This window comes from Embleya sp. L77, assembly GCF_055557415.1.
This window is the reverse complement of the sequence record NZ_CM145710.1, coordinates 2,829,873-2,849,963: the sequence shown is the minus strand read 5'-3', so window position 1 is coordinate 2,849,963 and position 20,091 is coordinate 2,829,873. Positions and strand designations below refer to the sequence as shown.

General features: G+C 70.2%; 10 protein-coding genes. 1 reads left to right on the top strand and 9 read right to left on the bottom strand.

All coding sequences use genetic code 11. The annotated features are described in order from the left end of the window. Positions 1-290: 290 nt before the first annotated feature. The 3 genes from ACZOOI_RS41955 to ACZOOI_RS41945 form a co-directional block, all read right to left on the bottom strand. On the bottom strand, positions 291-1,265 hold the full coding sequence (locus ACZOOI_RS41955) for an alpha/beta hydrolase (RefSeq protein ID WP_465282076.1): 975 nt from the start codon (positions 1,263-1,265) through the stop codon (positions 291-293). Between the two features lie 109 nt (positions 1,266-1,374). Then, positions 1,375-2,229, bottom strand: coding sequence for an alpha/beta fold hydrolase (locus ACZOOI_RS41950; RefSeq protein WP_465282075.1), 855 nt, complete (start codon positions 2,227-2,229; stop codon positions 1,375-1,377). Positions 2,230-2,294: 65 nt separating this feature from the next. Next, the gene (locus ACZOOI_RS41945; protein ID WP_465282074.1) at positions 2,295-3,011 is read right to left on the bottom strand and encodes an alpha/beta fold hydrolase; all 717 of its coding nucleotides are present in this window, start codon (positions 3,009-3,011) and stop codon (positions 2,295-2,297) included. Between the two features lie 268 nt (positions 3,012-3,279). Between ACZOOI_RS41945 and ACZOOI_RS41940 the strand changes: the two genes are divergently transcribed. Beyond that, entirely contained in the window at positions 3,280-4,209 is a 930-nt protein-coding gene (locus ACZOOI_RS41940; RefSeq protein WP_465282073.1) for a hypothetical protein, read from the top strand. 56 nt (positions 4,210-4,265) lie between these two features. Here the strand turns inward: ACZOOI_RS41940 and ACZOOI_RS41935 are convergent, their stop codons facing one another. The 6 genes from ACZOOI_RS41935 to ACZOOI_RS41910 all read right to left on the bottom strand — a co-directional run bounded on the left by ACZOOI_RS41935 (position 4,266) and on the right by ACZOOI_RS41910 (position 20,040). Beyond that, positions 4,266-5,042: an SDR family oxidoreductase gene (locus ACZOOI_RS41935; protein WP_465282072.1), complete on the bottom strand. Its 777-nt coding sequence runs from the start codon at positions 5,040-5,042 to the stop codon at positions 4,266-4,268. A 67-nt stretch (positions 5,043-5,109) separates the two neighbouring features. Further along, on the bottom strand, positions 5,110-6,030 hold the full coding sequence (locus ACZOOI_RS41930; RefSeq protein WP_465282071.1) for an RNA polymerase sigma-70 factor: 921 nt from the start codon (positions 6,028-6,030) through the stop codon (positions 5,110-5,112). Between the two features lie 122 nt (positions 6,031-6,152). After that, positions 6,153-7,208 (bottom strand): zinc-binding dehydrogenase, encoded by a 1,056-nt coding sequence (locus ACZOOI_RS41925; protein ID WP_465282070.1) that lies wholly within the window; start codon positions 7,206-7,208, stop codon positions 6,153-6,155. Next, positions 7,198-8,889: a phytoene desaturase family protein gene (locus tag ACZOOI_RS41920; RefSeq protein ID WP_465282069.1), complete on the bottom strand. Its 1,692-nt coding sequence runs from the start codon at positions 8,887-8,889 to the stop codon at positions 7,198-7,200. The genes ACZOOI_RS41925 and ACZOOI_RS41920 overlap by 11 nt, the downstream gene beginning before the upstream one ends. Before the next feature lie 14 nt (positions 8,890-8,903). Continuing rightward, positions 8,904-10,556: a phytoene desaturase family protein gene (locus ACZOOI_RS41915; RefSeq protein ID WP_465282068.1), complete on the bottom strand. Its 1,653-nt coding sequence runs from the start codon at positions 10,554-10,556 to the stop codon at positions 8,904-8,906. Positions 10,557-10,614: 58 nt separating this feature from the next. Next, on the bottom strand, positions 10,615-20,040 hold the full coding sequence (locus ACZOOI_RS41910) for a non-ribosomal peptide synthetase/type I polyketide synthase (protein WP_465282067.1): 9,426 nt from the start codon (positions 20,038-20,040) through the stop codon (positions 10,615-10,617). Positions 20,041-20,091 lie beyond the last annotated feature (51 nt).

The following is a 20,091-nucleotide window of genomic DNA, read 5'->3' as shown; positions in this document are numbered from 1 at the left end:
AGGCGCTTAAGTCATATGACCGTGGTTTTCCTGCTTTCGGGAGGGATCGGCGTTGCGCCGACCTTCGGAAGGCGGTTCGTGCTGCGCGGGTCCGGCCGGAGGGCGCGCGATCGCCGCCCGAGGCGGTTTGCCATCGGGCGGCGATCTCGGCGGGGCCGACGGGTCAACCGGTGACCGACCGGACGGCCTCGCCGACGGGGTCGGCGACCCGTCTGCGCTCGGGGATCACCCGGGCGAAGCGCAAGGTCTCGCCGCGGCGAAAGCGCCGTGCACGGGCACGACGGTGGGCGTCAGGCCGACTCGAAGGCGCAGCGCAGGAAGCCGGTCGCCTGGGTGATCGCGGCTTCGGCGGCGTGCGTGCCGCGCAGCGCGTCGAGCATCACGAAGTCGTGGATGATGCCGTGGTAGCGAACCGCGGTGACCTCGACGCCGGCCGCACGCAGCTTGTTGGCGTAGGCCTCCCCCTCGTCGCGCAGCACGTCGGCTTCGCCGGTGATGACCAGGGCCTGGGGAAGACCGGCCAACTGCTCCTCGCCGGCCCGCAGCGGGCTCGCAGTGATCTCGGCGCGCTGCGCCGGGTCGGTCGTGTACTGGTCCCAGAACCACTGCATGCCGTCGCGGCGCAGGAAGTAGCCCTCGGCGAACCGGTGGTAGGACGGGGTGTCGAAGTTCGCGTCGGTGACCGGGTAGAACAGCACCTGGGCGAGCAGCGGGACGCCGCCGCGCTCCTTGGCCATCAGGGTCAGCGCCGCGGTCATGTTGCCGCCGACGCTGTCGCCGGCCACCGCCATGCGTGCGGCGTCCAGGTTCTTGGCCGCCCCCTCGGTGACGACCCACCGTGCGACCGCGAAGTTCTGCTCGATGGCGACCGGGTAGCGCGCCTCCGGCGCGAGGCTGTAGTCGGGGAAGACGACGGCGGCCCCGGTGCCGACCGCGAGTTCGCGGACCAGGCGGTCGTGCGTGTGCGCGTTGCCGAACACCCACCCGGCGCCGTGGATGTACAGGATCACCGGAAGCGGGCCGACGGCCCCGGCCGGACGGACGATGCGCACGCCGACGCTGCCGGTCGGGCCGCCCGGAACCTCCACCCACTCCTCGTCGATCGCGAGCTTCGGGGTGTCACCCGACTGGACCTCGTCCACCGCCTTGCGCCCGGCCTCGGGTCCCAGGTCGAACAGGTACGGCGGGTTGGCGGTGGCCTCGACGAATGCCTGTGCCGCGGGTTCCAGGACCGGCTTGGGGCCGGCCGCGCTGTCGTCGTACATGCGGGTTCTCCTTCGCATTTCGGAAATTTCGGATGCCGCCTTCACATTAGGCAGTGAAGGACTTTCGGCTTGCCCATCGACGCACCGCATCGGGACGGTCCGTGCACGGTCAGTGGCCGGGGCCGACCGAACGTGCGGCGCGCAGGATCAGGTCGGTGACCGGCTCGGGATCGCTCACGGACACGGCATGCGGTGCGCGGACGGTGACGGTGTGCGCGTCGGCACGCTCGGCCATCCAGCGCTCGGCGGCCGGTGGGATGTTGCGGTCCTCGGTGGCCACGAGGTACCAGCTGGGGATCTTCTTCCACGCGGCGGCGGTGGCCGGCTCCTGAAGTGCGGCCAAGGTGATCGGTCGCTGTCCCGCCGCCATGACCTGGGCGGTCCGCAGCGGAACACCGGCTGCGAACTGCTCGCGGAACAGGTCCTGCCTGATCACCAGCTCCTCCCCCTGCCCACCGCCGGGCAGGGGGTACTGCCGGGTGTCGGTCGCCTGCCCCAGCGTGCTGCCGGGGAACTTGTCGCTGAGTTGCAGTGCGCTCTCCCCGACCTCGGGGACGAACGCGGCGATGTAGACCAGGGCCTTGACCTGCGGGGCGTCGGCGGCGGCCTGGCTGATGACCGCTCCGCCGTAGGAGTGCCCCACCAGCACGATCGGTCCGGTGACGCTGTCCAGAACGCTGCGGATGTAGGCGGCGTCGCTCGCCAGCCCGCGCAGCGGCAGGGCCGGCGCGAGCACGCGGTGGCCGTGCCGCTGCAGACGCTCGATCACCGTGCTCCAACTGGAGGCGTCGGCGAACGCGCCGTGGATCAGGACGACGGTGGGTGTGCCCGGACGCCCGTGCGGCTTGCCCGAACGGTCGGCAGCCGCCGCGGGTGCCGAGGACGCGGCGCCTGCGGTGCCCAGGGCGGCGGCGCCGGCCACGAGGGACGCCGTCAGGGTACGACGTGAGATCGGTGAGTTCATCGTTCGCTTCTTCGCAAAGAGGTGGGGAGGGTGTGCGCCGGCCCGGACGGGCGGCCGCTTGCCGGTCAGTCCGAGGTGGCGCGGACGGCTTCCTCGATCAGATCGACGACCCGGCCGGGGTGGGAGAGCATCACCAGGTGGGACGAGTCGACCTCGACGGTGGTCATGCCGGCCCGCTCGTAGCCGTAGCGCTCCACGTCGGGGTTGATGGTGTGGTCGGAGGAGGCGACCAGGCCCCAGGAGGGCTTGGTCTTCCAGGCGGCGGCCGGGGCCGCTTCGGCGAAGGCCTGCGCGGCGAGCGGGCGCTGGGAGACCGCGAGGACGCCGGCGAGGCGGGAGTCGACGTCGGCGGCGAAGATGGCCGGGAACCTGTCCGGCCGAACCGACACGTCGGTGCCGGTCGAGCCCTCGACCGGGAAGGGCGTGTACACCAGGGCCTCGGCCAGGTCGGAGTCCGGGAAGCGGCCCTGCAGTTCGCCGAGGCTCTCGCCCTCCTCCAAGGCGTAACCGGCCAGGTAGACCAGTGCCTTGACGTTGTCCTCGGTGCCGGCGACCGTGATGACGGCACCGCCGTAGGAGTGGCCCACCAGGACGACCGGGCCGGGTATCTGCCGCACGACCGAGGCGACATAGGCGGCGTCACCGATCAGGCTGCGGTTGGGGACGGCGGGGGCGACCACATCCAGACCTCGGGCGATCAGACGGGGAATGACCTCTGCGTAGCTGGATGCGTCTGCGAAGGCACCGTGTACGAGGACAACGGTCGGCTTGTCGGAAGACATGGGAAAACTCCTCATTGGCGTCATGGGGGTATGCGCGGCCGGCCGTGGGCGACGGTGGTCGTCCCGGGCGGGCGATTCCGTCGCCGGACGCGCGTCGCGTCGAACGGGCACCGCCGGCACATGGGGAACTCTAGGAACCACGAGCGGGGGCGGTTTATCCGTCCGTGCCCCGACCTTGGTCTGTCCGTGCCCACGTAGGGCATGCGGCTCGACCCGGACCCCCCGGGAAAACGCACATGCTCAAGCCCGTTGCCCGTAACCTCTGTGCGTGACGCTCATGAGGCAAATATGTGGGCGCCTGGCGCTCCTGTGCGCGGTGGTGGCCGTGGTCGTCGGCAATCTGCCGCTCTTCCTCCTCCCGCCCAAGGGCGCAATGCTGTATCCGGCCCTCGCGGCGCTGCTGTTCGCCGTCGCCTGGGCCGCGCTGTCCGCGTCCGACCAGCGCGGCATCGCGCGCGTGGACCTCGACAAGCCGGACGCTCCCCGCGGGGCGCTGGCCGACTCGGCCTGGCCGGTACGCATCGGCCTCGCGATCGTCGTCGGCCTCGGCAGCGGTGCCGCGCTGATCCAGGTGATCGGACCCGACGGCGAGTACGGGCGCCGCGTGGCCGAGGTCCGCGAGGCCGGCGGCGGACGCCACACGCTGCCCATCGACAGCGTCGTCGACACGGCGCGCCGAACCGGCACGAGCATCAACGAGCAGGAGCAGTACGCCGCCACGGTCACCGTCACCGTCCCGTTCACCGCCGGCCCGCGCAGCGTCACCGTGCCGGGCGTGCGCACGCTCGACCCACCCGCCCGGGGCCGCGCCGCACATCTGGTCTACGCCGCCGACCACCCGGAACTCGGCGTCCACGACGACCCGTTCGGGTTCTTCGACACCACCTTCCCGATGATCTTCATATGGGCGTTCAGCGGCATCCTCACCCTCGTCCTCGCCGGCGGCCTCACCACCGCGAACATCGGCCGCCTGCGGGTCTTCCATCCGCGTGTGCACCTGCCGGCCATGCTGATCCTGGGCGCCGGCGGCGCGCTGCTGCTGCCTCTCGTACTCGGCCACCCGGACGGCAGCACGGACATCCTCCTCGCCATCCCGGCCGCCGCGGCGCCCTGGGCCGCCGCGGCGTGGGTGATCGTGAAACTCGCGCGCCTGCACGGCCCGGGCGCGGTATTCGGGCCCATCCACTTCGATGCCTGAGCCGCGACACCGCCCGGGCACCGGAGTTCCGCGAACGGGCTCGAACCGCGCCGCGCTCAGCGGGACGGCTTCGCGGCGAGGTAGTCCTCCCAGGTCCGGACGCCCACCGCGTTCTCCCGCGTGACCAGTCCCCCGGCGCGGAACCCGGCGCCCGCCTTGCCCGGGACGCGCACGGGCAGGATCCAGCGCCGCCTGCCGACCGCCTTCAGCCAGGAGCGTGCCAGGTCCGTCGCCTGATAGACGCGCGGCCCGCCCATGTCCGCGACCCGCCCGGCCGGCGCGCCCTGGGCCAACTCGACCAGTCGGTCCGCCACTTCGCCCGGGTCGACGGGCTGGCACACGGTCTTGGACGGCACCGGGACGACGGGCGCCTTCGACAACACGCCGAACGCCGTGTCGAGCAACGCGGGGAACTGCGTCGCGCGCAGATTGCTCCACGGGATGCCGGACTCCGCGAGCAGCCGCTCACCCTCGACCTTGATCTTGTAGTACGAGTACGGGATGCGGTCGACGCCGACGATCGAGATGTTCACGATGTGCCCGACCCCGGCCCGCTTCGCGGCGTCCAGCAGGAACCGCCAGCCCGGGATGTCGTGCTTCGGCTTCCGGGTGTCCGACGCGCAGTGGATGATCGTCGCGACACCGTCGAACGCCGCGTCCAGGCCCTCGCCGGTCTCCAGGTCGGCGGTCACCCAGGTCACCCCCGGGTCGTCCGGGAGCGTCGTCCTGCGGGTCATCGCACGCACGGGCAGGCCGGTCCGCCGCGCCCGGTCCAGCACCTCGCGCCCGAGTACACCGGTCGCACCCGTCACCAGGATCACGTTCTCGCCCATCGTTCCTCCTCGCTACGGGGGCGCCGCGCCACCGCGACGCCGCCCTCGTCAGCAAGGAACCGGACGGCTACGCGTTATGTGACAACTCTCGGCATTGTTCTCCGAGGAATTTCAGCTTCTCCGGATTCCGGATGATCCGCACGCCTGCGATGCCCTCCGCGCCGACTTCCACCACGGCTGCGGTGGTGAGCACCCCGCTCTCCCAGCCCAGCAGCGCGGCATCGCCGTTGACCTCGGCGAAGCCGAACTCCGTCCCGGAGGAGAAGCGCTCCAGCAGACCCATGAGGAACCGGGCCACCTTGTCGCGCCCGGAGACCGGGCGCGTCGCCGCGGAGACCTTGCCGCCCCCGTCGGACCACGCCACGACGTCGTCCGCGAGGAGCGACTCCAGGTGTTCGAGCGCCCCCTCGGCCGCCGCGGTGAGGAAGCGCGCGAGCAGGTCGGACCGCAGCGCCGCGGGAGCCTCGAAACGCGGGCGCCCGGACGCCAGGTGTTGCCTGGCCCGCCGGTACGTCTGCCGGGAATTGGCCTCCGGCCAGTCCAGCACCTCGGCGATCTCCCGATGGCTGTACTCGAACGCGTCGCGCAACACCACGACCGCCCGCTCCGGCGGCGACAGCCGCTCCAGCATCACGAGCATCGCCATCGACACCGCGTCCCGCTGCTCGGCGGTCTCCAACGGCCCGAGCGCCCCCGCGTCGGTGCGCACCGGCTCGGGCAACCACGGGCCGACGTACTCCTCGCGTCGCGCCCGCGCGGACGTCAGCCGGTTCAGGCACAGGTTCGTCAGCACTTTGGCCAACCAGGCCCCCGGCGCGTCGATGTGCCCCCGATCGGTCGCATGCCAGCGCAGGTAGGCGTCCTGCACCGCGTCCTCGGCCTCCGCCGCCGACCCCAGCATCCGGTACGCGATCCCGAACAGCCGCCCCCGTTCCGCCTCGAACTCCGCGGTGGGGTCGGGATACGCGTCAGCCGTCACGAAAGCCACCGTACAAGCCCCGCACGGCCCCGCCGGGCACCACCCCGGCGGGGTCCGCGGACGTCGGATCCGGTGGTCGGCGGGGCCTCACTCGGCAGGCCGATTCGCGTCCGAGCCGAGAAGCCGATCGCCTACACCTCGACGAGCAGCTTCCCTCGGTTGTCCGCTCTGTTCACGTACAGGCCCGCGTATGCCCGCGGGATGTTGTCGAAACCGTGGTGGACGGTCTGGTCGTAGGTGATCTCACCCCGTCGGATCGAGCCGCCCAGGTCGTGATGGAGGGCGACGAAGTCCTCGTCGGTGTACCAGTCCAGGGCGTAGATGCCGCGGATCGTGGTCCGCGGGCGCATGATGTGCTCCAACAGACGCGGGCCGACCCGGTCGCCCCCGACGGTGGCATCCCACTGCCACGACACCGCCACCTGGCTGTACCGGTTGAGCATGGTGAACACCGCGTCGGTGAAGGCGCCGCCCATGTTGTCGAAGTACTTGTCGACGCCGCCCGGCGCGGCCTCGCGCAGGGCCGCGTGGATGTGTGCGGCATCGTGCTCCCGGGTGTAGTGGATCACGTGGTCGAAGCCCAACGCCTGGAGGTACGCCGCCTTCTCCGCGGTGCCGGTGGTGCCGATCACGCGGGCACCGGCACGCTTGGCCAGTTGACCGACGAGGGATCCGATGGTGCCCGTCGCGCCGCTGACCACGACCGTGTCGCCGGGCTCGACGGTGAAGAACTTGGTCATCGTCCCCCAGGCGGTCAGGCCGGGAACTCCCATGACACCCAGGGCCGTCGTGATCGGCAGCGCGTCGTCGTAGCGCTCCGGGTGGAGCTTGCGGAAGGACGCGACATCGAAGGGGAACAAGCCGGTGTCCCATACGTAGGCCCTGCCGTCGCTGACGACATGGCTGCGCCAGCCGCCGAATCCCTCCACCAGGTCACCGGGCCGGAAGGAGGCGTCCGGCCCGGCGTCGAGCACCTCCATGATCGACAGCCCGGGGGCGTGTCGGCCCAGCGGAGTCACCCGGGTAAGGCCGTTCAGGAAGGGGTCGACGGAGACGTAGCGCGTCTTGAGGAGCATCTGGTCGTCCTCGAGTCGGACGTCGGCGTCCTCGATCACCTTCTCGTACATGCGGTCGACGTCGGGCACGCCCTCGGCGTGCTCGCGTACCACCCATTTCTCAATCTTCATGTCTGACCGGTCCGTCCGTGATGGGAATGATGACGTGGGTCGGTGGTGGTGCGCTGTCGTCGATGTCGGCGGTGAATTCCCTGCCGTCGTCACGACAGATGAACTGCACGACGTGGCGTCCCGCCGCGGCGGCCCGGATCAGCCCGCCGGTGGTGGCCCACACGCCGGAGAGGTAGAAGTTCGCCAGGCCCGGAAGAGTCGGTCCGTTCTTTTTGATCTCTTCTTCCATGGTCTCGCCGCCCTCCACGAACGGTTGCCAGCCGAGCACCGTCCCGTCGTAGTTGCCGGTGTAGCGGACCTGGGTGAGCGGGGTGGAGAGGTCGCGCACCGCGATCGCGTCCCGCAGTCCGGGGTAGCGTTCGTCCAGGAACGTCACCAGGGTGTCGCGCACCTGATGCTTGGCGGCGTAGTAATCCCGCCCGTGGCGCAGCGGAAGGGTGTGCACCTTCCGTCCCCGGTGCCGGCGGGTGTTCTGCTCCGGCCGTCCTTCGTTCAGGGCGCGCCAGGGGGCGGTGTCGGAGAAGTAGGTGGCGTAGACGACCGTGGTCGCCTCCGGTGACAGTTCCGGGTAATGCCTGCTGCGGAACTGCACGTTGACGCTCGCGTGGCGCAGGCCGGTCAGCTTCGCCGCCAGGGCCTCGTCCAACAGGTGGGTGGTGCACGGCTCGCTCTGCGGGAAGGCGCGTCGCAGACCGAGGAACAACATCACGTATCCGGGGAAGATCATGCCCGGCTCGTCGATGGTGCTGGTGTACAGGCGCCGGTAGGTGTCGTTGAGGTAGCGGCCGCCCAGGAAGCGCATCGTCGTGGTGTGGCCGTCGCAGGCCGACACGACGATGTCCGAGCGGAACTCGCGTCCGTCGCTGAGTCGTACCCCCACCGCCCGGTCGTTCTCGACCAGTACCTCTTCGACCTTGGCGTTGTAGGTCACTGCACCGCCCAGCCGCCGGTAGCGCTGCTCGATCGACTTCGCCAGCCCGAGGGAGCCGCCCTCGGGCACGCCGGCGGACAGGTTGGCGTGCGAGGCGAGTTGGAAGTAGAACGGCAGCACCGGGAACGCGGCGTGCTTCTCGTAGAGGATGAAGTTGAACGCCTCCCGGAGCAGCGGATCCTTGAACCTGGCCGAGTAGTCCGTCATCAGTGTCGTGATCGACTTGCGGATGACGTTGACGTAGGGAAGGAACGAGGCCAGCATGCGCCAGCGTTCGAACCGGCCCATCAGGCCGACCGGCTTGAGAAAGGGGTAGACGGCCAGGCACTTGCGGAACGCCCGCAGACCGGCGCAGAAATCCCGGATCAGCCTGGCGTCGGCGGGCGAGAGCTGCAGTAGGTGGCGCTCCAGGCGGTCCGGGTCCGAGTAGAAGTAGACCGCTCTGCCGTCTCGGCCGCGCACGATGTTGAAGACGTCGAAGTGGCGCATCTGCTTGCCCTGCAGGGCGCCGAGTTCGAGCCAGATCCGGTGCATCTCGTTGCCCGGACCGTTGCCCAGGAGCCAGCTGATGCAGCAGTCGAACGTGAAATCACCGCGGTCCCAGGCGGTGCAGCAGCCACCGGGGAGTTCGTGCATTTCGAGGATGTGGGTCCGGTAGCCGTTCATCTGCGCGTAGCAACCGGTGGACAGGCCGCCGAGACCGGCCCCGATGATGATCATCGACTCTCTGCTGTATCGCGATCGCGACATGGTCCAGGGACTCCTCAGACGTCCAGTCGGGGCAGCCGACCCAGCTTGCCGCGGTGCCAGGGTTCCGCCGCGGGGCTGTCCCAAGCCTTGAAGTCGAGCCCCAGTTCCTCGCACAGGAACTGTGCGGCGAAGCGGCCCGCCGACGCGGCGCGGATCAGGCCGCCGCCGCCGATCCACTGGCCGGTCATGGAGAAGCCGCGCAGACCCGGCAGCCGCATACGATCCCGCTTGACCAGCTTGTTCGCCAGGTCCTCGGCTTCGGTGAAGGATTTCCAGGCGAGGATGCTGCCGTTGAAGTTGCCGGTATAGCGAAGGGTCGTGGCGGGTGTGGCCACGTCCATCACCTCGACACGTGCGCCGATACCCGGATGATGCCGCTCCAGGAAGTTGCGGACGAAGTCGGCGACCTTGGCCTTGCGTGCGCGGTACTCCCTGCGATCGGTGGTGCGCAGGGTCTTCCAGTAGGCGAAGTCGCTGAAGTAGGTGCAGTGGATCACCGACCTGCCGGGTGGCGCGAAGGAGTCGCAATAGCGGGAACGCATTTGCACCACGATGCTCTTCTGCTGCGCGGCGGGCAGTTCGGCGCTGTCTCGGGGGGACAGCAGATACGTGGTGCTGTGCGGCGCGTCGGGGACGTCGCCGACCAGGCCGACGAACGTGGACACCACGCCCGGGTACACGAGTTCGGGCTTGTGCAGGGTCTCGGTGTAGAGGGTGTCGATTGTCGGGTTGGTGTACCGCCCGCCCAGCAGACCGTGGATCGTGGTGTAGCCGTCGCAGGCCGAGACGACGTGATCGGCGTACTGTCGGGTGCCGTCCTTGAGTTCCACGCCGATCGCGCGGCCCTGTTCGACGAGGATTTCGGCGACGCGGGCGCGGTAGGTGATCCGACCGCCCAGCGAGGTGTAGCGCTCCTCGATGGAACGCGACAGGCCCAGCGATCCGCCCTGCGGGAAGCCGGCGTTGCCGTGGTAGGCGCCGGCCATGTTGAACAGGTAGGGCAGCAGGGGGAAGACCTCGTGGTCCTGGAAGAAGATGTAGGGGAAGGCACGGCGCAGGAGCGGGTCCCGGAACCTGCCGCAGAAGGACTCCATGGTGGTGGCGGAGGTGCGCCAGAGCAGGCCGAAGCGCGGCAGGACGGTGCGCAGGGTGCCGAGCTTCTCGCGCATCGTCCGCAATGGAGGCGCGGTCAGGAACGGGTGGTGGTTGATGTCGATGAACCGCCGCAGGTCGCGGCAGAAGGCACGGATGGGCCGGGCGTCGGCCGGCGAGATCTCCAGAAGGTGCCGCTCCAGCCGGTCGGGGTGGTTGTAGAACGTCACCGACCGCCCGTCCTCGTCGACGATCCGGTTGAACATCTCGAAGTTGGTGACCGACTTGCCGTCGAGGGCGCCGAGTTCGCGCCAGATCCGGGCCGCGTCGTTGCCGGAACCCGTGCCGATCAGCCACTCGATGCAGTAGTCGAAGAGGTAGCCGTCACGCGCCCAGGCGGTGCAGCAGCCGCCGGGCAGGACGTGCTTTTCGAGGATGCGTGTCTGCATCCCGCTCATCTGCGCGTAGCAGCCGGTGGCCATGCCGCTGACGCCCGCGCCGATGATGAGCACCCGGGGCTTGGCGCCCGGGGCGCGGCCCCGGGCGGTCCAGTCCGGCTCGCTGTCACCCGTCATCGGGGATCGATCCCGTCGATACGTGCTCGAAGGGGGTACGGAAGCGGCTCCTGGTGCGTCAGCACGGCGGTGTCGGCCCCCCGGCTCCGGTCAAAATGGCGCGCACCAGGTCGGTGTTGGCAGGAAGGTGCTCCGGGTCGAGCATGTCGGCGTGCACGCCGGACCCCTGCAGAACGGCCGTGCGCGTGGTCGAACTCTCGTGCCATGTGCCCTCTCGGCCGGCCGCGTAGAACTCCGCCTTGTGCTCGTCGGAGATCACGCTGACCGGAGCAGCCACCGTCCCGACGTTGGGGGTGCGTCCGCAGAAGTCGATGTACTCCCGCGCCTGTTCGAGCGTCTCCTTGGTGACGGTCTCCGAGCCGGTGTGCTTGCGCAGGTGCTCCCCGAGTTCGCGCTCGAAGGCTTCGAGGTGTTCGTCGGTCGGCGAGAAGGATGCGTGGATGCGATAGGAGTCGATGATGATCACGTGCGCGACCTCGCGTTTACGCCGCTCCAGTTCCTTGGCCACCTCGAAGGCGAGGTTGCCGCCGAGCGAGTAGCCCAGGAGGAGACAGGGACCCTCCGGTTGGAGCGACTCGACCAGGTCGGTGTAGCGCTCGGTCTTGTCGTCACCGTGCAGGTGGTTGAACGCGGTCAGGCGGTACTCCGGCAGGTGCACGGCGAACTGTCGGTAGATCAGCCCGTGTCCGCCGGCCGGCGGCAGACAGAAGAGTTGCGGCCCGTCGCAGTCGTTGAAGCGAAGGTAGGGCTGCTCGTCGGTGCTCAGGCCGGTGTCGATCCGCTCCACGGCCGTGGCCATGCCGTGCAGGGTGGTGATCCGGAAGAGCCGGCCGACGGGCACGGTGATGCCGAACTCCTCCTGGAGACGGTGGATCAGCTCGATCAGCTTGATCGAGCTGCCGCCGAGTTCGAAGAAGTCGTCCTGGAGACCCACCCGTTCCCGGCCGAGCAGAGTCGTCCAGTGCTCCGCCATCCGCAGCTCGTAGTGCGTCGACGGCGGGTCCGGCACCTCGTGCCGGTCGTCGAACCGCGGCGGCGGCAGCGCGGCCGGATCGACCTTGCCGTTCGAGGACAGGGGCAGCGCGGGCAGTTCGACCAGGTGCGTCGGGATCATGAACGTGGGCAGGTACTCGGCGAGATGCCGGCGAAGCGCGCGCTGGTCCAGCCGCACACCGGCCACCGGAACGCAGTAGGCACACAGGACGGCCTCACCCCGGGGGTCGTGGCGTACGGTCACCACCACCTGGTCCAGGCCGGGCCACGTGGCCAGCCGTGCTTCGATCTCGCCGAGTTCGACCCGATGGCCGCGCACCTTGATCTGCGCGTCGGTGCGGCCGAGCAGGTGCACGCAGCCGTCGGTGGACCAGCAGGCGAGGTCGCCGGTGCGGTACAGCCGTACCGGGCGCGCATCGCACTCGGTGCTCAGGGTCAGGGTGACGAAGCGCTGCGCGGTCTGCTCCGGGTCGCCCACGTAGCCGGTGGCCACGCCGTCGCCGCCGATCCACAGTTCGCCCGGTACACCCGGCGGTACCGGTTCGCCGTGCCCGTCCAGGATGTAGAGGGCACTGTTCGGGAACGGCCGCCCGATCGGCACGATCCGACTCGGCTCCAGCGCGTCGGTCGGGCCTTCGAAGCAGGTGCTGTCGATGGTCGCCTCGGTGAGCCCGTAGGAGTTGACCAGGCGCGTCCGCGGGCCGCACAGACCGCGAAGGCGCCGGTACTCCTCGACCTTCCACGTGTCCGAGCCGACGATGAGCAGTCGCATGAAGTCCAGCCGCCGGTCCCGGCTTTCGCAATGGCGCATCAGGGCGCGCACGACCGCCGGCACGAACTCGCCGCAGTCGACGCGCTCGGCGAGCATCGTCTCGTACAGGCGAGCCGTGTTGAACAGCAGGTCACGGCCGACCAGCACCAGCGTGCCACCCGAGCACAGCGCACGGACCAGATCGCCGGTGAAGACGTCGAACGAGGGGTTCGCAAGCTGGAGATGAACGCGGACGTCGGTGTCGAGCCGGTATTCCTCGCGCCATCCGCCGTACACCGAGGCGAGGTTGCGATGGCTGACCCGGACGGCCTTGGGCCGCCCGGTCGAGCCGGAGGTGTGGATGACGTACGCGGGAGCGTCCGGGTCGAACGGGGCGGCCGGCTCGGAGCCGGCGACGGGGACGCGGTGGAGTTCGTCCAGGGTCAGCACCTCGGCGCCTGCCGAAGTCGACGGCTCCCATCCGCCCTCGTTCTCGACGACGACCAGCGCGGCCCCGGCGTTGTGCACCATGTAGGCGAGCCGATCGGCGGGATACCCGGGATCCAGCGGCAGGTAGGCACCTCCCGCTCGAAGCACCGCGAGCAGCGTGACGATCAATGCCGGTGTCTTGTCCAGACAGAGCGCCACCACCGTGCCCTCGCGCACACCCAGCCCGCACAATCGCTGTGCCAGAGCGGCGGATTCCTCCTCGACTTCGGCGTACGTCATCCTCCGCCCGGCACCCGACTCCTGCGGGACCGACACGGCGATCGCCTCGGGCCGGGCGGCCGCCGCGCGGCAGAACAGCTCGTGCACGGGCACGTCGGGGGCGGTTCGGCGCCCGGCCCCGCTCCACTCACCGATGATGCGCTCGCGCTCGCGGGCGTCGAGCATGGGCAGCCGGGTCGCCGGCTGGGTCGACGGTTCCTGCGTCAGGGCGTTCAGCAGATTGACGTAGTGCGCGGCCATCCGCCGCATCGTCTCGGGCCGGAAGAGGTCGGTGTTGTACTTGAACACGCAGTGGAAGCGGTGTTCGGCCTCGTCCTCGTAGGCCGACAGGGTCAGGTCGAACTGACCTTCCTCCTCCGGGAGTTCGATGTACTCCAGGCGGTAGCCGTACTGCTCGGTGGCGACCTTGTGGGTGAGCAGGATGAACATCGCCTGGAACACCGCGGAGCGGCTCGGATCGTGCCGCAGACCGAGTTCTTCGACCAGCAGGACGAACGGGTACTCCTGGTTGTCCAGGGCGCCCAGAACGGTGTCGCGTACCTGTGCCAGGAGTTCGGCGATGGACGCCTCGCCGGCGAGATCGACGTGCAGCGGAAGGGGGTTGACGAAGTACCCGTAGACGGAGCCGAAGTCCTCATGGGTACGGCCCGTCACGGGGCTGCCGACGATGACGTCGTCCTGTCCGCTGTAGCGGTGCAGCAGCAGGTAGTAGGCGCTCAGCAGCACCATGAACACGGTCACGTTGTGCTCGCGCGCCAGCGCGTGCACGCGTGCGCTCAGGTCCTCGTCGAGTACGAAGAACTCGGAGGCGCCGTTGTGGGTCTGCACGGCGGGGCGGGGCCCGTCGGTGGGCAGGTTGAGGACGGGCACTTCCGCCGGCAGCCGGCTTCGCCAGTAGTCGAGCATCCGCTGCGCGTCGGGGCGGGCCAGGAACCGGTTCTGCCGATTGAGGAAGTCGAGGTAGCGGGCCGGAACCGGCGGCAGTTCGGCGGGGCGGCCGTGCCGCAGACCTTCGTAGACCGCGAGCAGTTCCTCGATGAAGGTGAAGGTGGAGATCGCGTCGGAGACGACGTGATGGACCGCCTTCATGATCACCCAGCGCTCCCGCTCGCGCTTGAACAGCCGGAAGCGCACCAGCGGGTCGCGTTCGAGGTCGTACGGCTTGCGGTACTCGCGGATGATCATCCGCCGGATGTCGTCCCACTCCCGGTCCCGCACGTCGAACACGCCGAAGTCGGGCGTGATCCGCTCGGAGATCCGCTGCACCGGCTGCCCGTCGTGCATGACGAGGTTGGCGCGCAGGAGCGGATGGCGTTCGATCATGGCGGTGAAGGCGGCGAGCATCAGTTCGGGGTCGAGTTCGACACGCACCTCGACCGCACCGCCGATGTTGTACGCGAAACCGTCCGGATTGAGCTGCTTGAGGAACCACAGCGCCTTCTGGTTGTGCGTCAACGGGAACTGTCGCTCGTCGTCGTACAGTTCGACCTCCACGTCGCCGGCTTCCGCCGGGTTCGTGGCGGGCAGGTCGACCAGCGCGGCGTGTACCTGCGCGACCAGTTCGGCCACCGACGCGTTGCCGAGCAGGGCCACCACCGGCAGCGCGACCCCCAACTCGGCGTTGATCCGGGCGCGCAGCTCCATCGCGAGCAGCGAGTCGAGTCCGAGCGCGCCCAGCGTGTCGGCCGGCCCGACGCCCTGCGCGTTCATCCGCAGCACCCCCGCCACCAGCGCGGTGAAGCGTTCGGTCAACATCCGCCCGCGTTCCTCGGTGCCGGCGGCGCGGAAGGTGTCGAGGAAGGTGTCGTCCTCGGCGGCGGTGTGCCGATCGCTCGCCTCGGCCAGTTCGCTGACCAGCCGCGGCGGCGACGGGTACCAGGCCAGGAAGGTCGGCCAGTCGACGACGGTGGCGACCAGCAACTGGGCGCGGTCCTGGCCGATGACCCGTTCCAGCACCGCCATGCCGGTGTCCGGGGACAGCGAATTCATCCCGCGGCTGGTGCGGTAGTGCTCCACCAGTCCGAGTTCCTCGATCATGCCGGTCGCCCACGGACCCCAGTTGACGCTCAGCGCCGGGAGGCCGTGGCTGCGGCGGTGGTGCGCGAGCGCGTCCAGGAAGGCGTTGCCGGCCGCGTAGTTGGTCTGGCCGGCGGTGGTGAGCAGCGAGGCGATCGACGAGAACAGCACGAAGTGTTCGAGCGGTTCGTCGCGCAGCAGGTGGTGCAGCAGCAGCCCACCCACCGCCTTGGGGTCGTATGCGCTGTGGAAGACGTTCCGGTCCATGCCCGGCAGCAGTGCGTCGCGTACCTGTCCGGCAAGGTGGAACACACCGCGAATCGGCGGTGAGTCGGTGTGCCGGTGATGGGCCAGCCACGCGGTCAGGGCGTCCTCGTCGGTGATGTCCAGCGTCACCGGCACGGGATGGGCCCCGAGCGCTTCGAGTTCCTTGACGAAGCGTACGTTCCGTCCGGCCGCGGTGTCGGGGTCGCTCTCGTGCCACCGCTCGCGTTCGGGCAGGGCCGTGCGGCTCATCAGGATCAATCGGCGTGCCCCGCGCTTGACGAGCGTGCGGCACAGCAGCCGGCCGAGCGCGCCGAAGGCGCCGGTCACCAGGTACGTGCCGTCCGCGCGCAGGCGCAGCGGCAGCGGACGGGTGAGACCGGTGGCGGGCGCCAGTCGGCTGGTGTACCGGCGGTCGGCGCGCAGGGCGATCTCGTCCTCGTCGTGGACCGACACTTCGCGCAACAGCGCCGCGGCCTCGGCTCGGCGCGCCTCGGCATCGTCCGCCAGGGCCGGATCGAGGTCGATGAGCTTGCCCGGGCGGGCGGTCAGCTCCTGTTGCCGCAGCACTCGGCCGATGCCCCAGGCCGGCGCGGCCGGCGGCTCGACCGCGTCACCCGGTACCACCGCCTGCGTTCCGCGGGTGACGATGTGCAGCCCGGCGTCCGGCAGTTCGCGGGACATGGCTTGAGCAAGCGTGATCAGCGAGTAGGTGCCGGTGTCGGTGTCGGTGTGCCGCTCGAACGCGTGCGGGCCGGACCCGTGCGGGCCGACGGTCTGTCGGTCGAAGGTCTGCCGGTCGGTCACGGCGAACCGCGGCAGGTCGAGGTTCCACAGGTGCACGACGTTGCCGGGCAACGCGCCCGCGTCCTCGCGCAGATCCTCGAAGAGGCGCGTCAGATCCTCGGCGGAGCCCGGCGTGACCGTCCACGCGTGTCCCTGGTCCGCCCTGCGGTAGCCACTGCCCGGGCGGACCAGCCGGCAGCGCCCGCCGGCCGCGGCCACCGCGGCCGCGAATGCGTCGGCGACACCCTGCGCGTCGGCGAACACCAGCCAGTCGTCGGCCACTTCGCCGCCGGCCGTGCCCTCGCTCGGGTCGAGCGGCCGGTCCACCCAGGTCACGTCGGCGAGCCAGCCGTCGATGGTGTTCAAGCCGACCGTGGTCGCCGCCCGCTCGACGTCGCCCGCACGGAAGCCGCTGATCAGGCCGAGCGGCACACCGCTGTCGGAGTACAGGGCGATGTCCCCGACGAGTTCGCCGGCGCCGCGTTTCCTGACCGTCGCGTGTGCCCACAGCGGCTGGTCGCCGACCGGGTCGATGCGTACCTCGTCGATCGACAGCGGCAGCAGGACGGCGTCGTCCCGTTCGTCCGCGCCGCCGGGACCCGGCCGCAGCGTCAGGAGGGTCTGGAAGCAGGCGTCGAGCAACACCGGATGCACATGGTGGCGGGCGGCGTCGTCGCCGAGCGGCGCGGTCGGACGGATCCGGGCCAGCGCCTCGTCGGGGCCGGTCCACACCTGCTCGATGCCCTGGAACGCGGGTCCGTAGTGATAGCCCCGGGCGGCCAGCGCCGCGTAACACTCGCCGTTGTCGAGCCGAATGGTGCTGCGTGCCCGGATCGCGTCGGCATCGAGTGTGCCGCCGAGTCGGCGGCGCTGCCCGGCTCGTACGATCCCGCTCGCGTGCAGGGCCGGCTCCCGGCCGTCGCCCGTGATGCCGGCGACGGTGAACGCGGCGCCCTCGCGCGCGAAGGACAGTTGCACGGTCGCGGACTCGCCGTCGGGCAGGAACAGGGCCTTGCGCAGTTCGATATCGGCCAGGGTGGCGTCGGTACCGCCGGTCATGGCGCGCACCGCCTGTGCGGCCATCTCCAGGTATCCCGCCGCGGGGAACACCACGTTGCCCTGGATGCGGTGATCGCTCAGGTAGGGCGCCGTCTCGACGTCGAGCCTGGCCTCCCATGTGGGTTGGGCATGAGACGTGCGACGGCCCAACAGCGGGTGGTCGAGCCGGCCGAGCCGGATCTGTTCCACCGGGCGGGGCTCGGTCCAGTAGCGGTCCCGCCTGAAGGGATAGGGCGGCAGCGCCACCGGCCGGCCGGTGGGCTGTAGCACGTCCCAGGCGATCTCGAATCCCAGGTTGTGCAGCGCGGCCAGCGACCCGGTGAAGCACTCGGTTTCGTCCTGCCGGCGGCGGATCGAGGGCAGCGTCCGCCCCTCGACGTCACGCGCGGCGAGGCACTCGCGGATCGCGTGGCCGAGTACGGGGTGCGGGCCGATCTCCAGGAAGACGCCGTAGCCGTCCTCGGCCAGGCGGTCGACCGCGGCGCGGAAGTGCACGCTGCCCCGGACGTTCTCCCACCAGTAGCCGGCGTCCAGTTCGGTGCCGTGTGCGGTGCCCTCGCGGCCGGTCAGGTACACCGGGATCTGCGCGGCCCGCGGCTTCAGATCCGCGAGCGAGGACAGCAGTTCGTCCTTGATCGGGGCCATCCGCGCGCTGTGGTAGGGCACTTGCACGGTGAGGAACCTGGCGAAGATCTGTTCGGCGCGCAGTTCGTCGGCGAGCTGCTCCAGTGCGTCTCGGTCCCCCGCGAGGGTGACCGAGGTCGGGCTGTTGAACGCGGCCGGCGACACCCGGTCGCGGTAGGGCCGCAGCCGGCGCATCGCCTCGGCGGCGGGCAGGCTCACCGCGAGCATGGTGCCGGTTCCCACCAGTCGTTGCTGGAGACGGCTGCGGTGCACGGCGATCGCGACCGCGTCCCGGAGGCTGTAGACGCCGGCTTCGTAGAAGGCCGCGATCTCGCCGGTACTGTGCCCGACGACGGCGTCGGGCCGCACTCCGTGGTGGCGCCACAGGGCGGCGAGACCGACCTGCAGGGCGAAGTTGGCCGGTTGGGCCAGCCAGGGCTGGGCGATCCGGGAATCGGCTTCGTCGACGGCGAGTTCCTCGACCAGCGACCAGCCGGTGAGTTCGGCGATCTCGCGGTCGCACTGCTCGACCGCCTCGCGGTAGACCGGTCGGCTCTCGAACAGCTGACGCCCCATCGCCCACCACTGCGGCCCCATCCCGGTGAACACCCAGACCAGGCGCCGCCCCAGCCCGTCCCGACTCCGGTCCGCGAGCACCCGGGGGTGCTCCTCGTGCCGCAGGTAGGCGTCCAAAGCCTCCTCCAGCGACGCGCGCGACGAGTACACGACGGACAGCCGCGACTCCAGGTGTTGGCGACGGTGCGCCAACGTGTGGCCGAGGTCGGCCGGCGACACGCGCGAGCCGTCGGTGCCGACGCCCGCGAGTTCCCGCCGGATCGCCGCGGCCAGTTCCGGCAGCGCGGCCGGGTCCCGCGCGGTCAACGGCAGGATCGTGCAGGTCCCGGGCGCGTCGCCCGCGTCGCCTGCCTGCCGCGCCGGCGCCTTCGGCGCTTCCTCCAGCACCACGTGCGCGTTGGTTCCGCCGAAGCCGAAGGCGTTCACCCCGGCCCGGGCCGGCCCCTCGTGTTCCGGCCACTCGGTCGGCTCGGCCGGGATCTCGAACGGCAGCGACGCGAGGTCGATGGCGGGGTTGATCCGCTCCAGGTTGATGTGCGGCGGGATCACCCGGTGCTCGAGGCACAGAACGGTCTTGATCAGTCCGGCGATCCCGGCGGCCGATTCGGTGTGCCCGATGTTCGGCTTGACCGAGCCGACGTAGCACCTGTTCCCCGGCCTGCGCCCGATCGACAGGGCCCGGCCCAGCGCCGCCGCCTCGATCGGGTCGCCGACCGGCGTCGAGGTGCCGTGCGCCTCGACGTATTGCAGGTCGCCGGGGGTGATGCCGGCCTCGGCGCAGACCCGCTCGATGAGCGCCACCTGGGCATCCGGGCTGGGCACGGTGATACCGCTCGTGCGGCCGTCCTGGTTGACCCCGCTGCCGACGATCACCGCATGGACCGGGTCGCCGTCGCGCAGGGCATCCTCCAGGCGCTTGAGCGCGACCAGGCCGACACCCTCGGCGCGCACGTAGCCGTTCGCCGAGGCGTCGAAGGTGCACGACCGGCCGTCTGGGGACAGGAAGCCGCCCTTGGTCTCGGCGATGGTGTACTGCGGGGCCATGTGCAACAGCGTGCCGCCGGCGAGCGCGAGGCTGCTCTCGCCGCGCAGCAGGCTCCGACATGCCAGGTCGACGGCGACCAGGGAGGAACTGCACGCGGTGTCGACGGAGAGGCTGGGGCCGCGGAAGTCGAAGCAGTGCGAGATGCGGTTCGACACCATGGTCATCATGGTGCCGGTGGCGGTGTGTGCGGCCAGCGTCTCGAAGCCGAGGTCGGCGAACTGCAGGATCTTGTAGTCGAGGGTGAACGCGCCGACGAACACGCCGACGTCAGTGCCCGCCAGTTCGGCGGGACGTTGTCCGCCGTCCTCGAGTGCCTCCCAGGCAACCTCCAGCAGTTTGCGCTGCTGGGGATCCATGTGCTCCGCTTCGCGCGGGCTGATGCCGAAGAACGCCGGATCGAACGTGTCGAACCCGTCGATGTAGCCGCCACGACCGCCCACCAACCGCCCGGACTTGGCGGTGTCCCGGCTGAGCAGCGTCCCGAGGTCGTACCGGTCGGCCGGGGTGGGCGTGATGCAGTCCCTGCCCTCGATCACGTTCCGCCAGTACGTCCGGTGATCGCACGCACCGCCCGGCAGCCGGCAACCGATACCGATGACCGCGATCTTCTCGCGGCAGCCGGCGTTCGTCGTAACTGTCATGGTCACAAACATCCGTGGGTCGTGGTCCGGTGCGCGGCGTCGCGGACACAG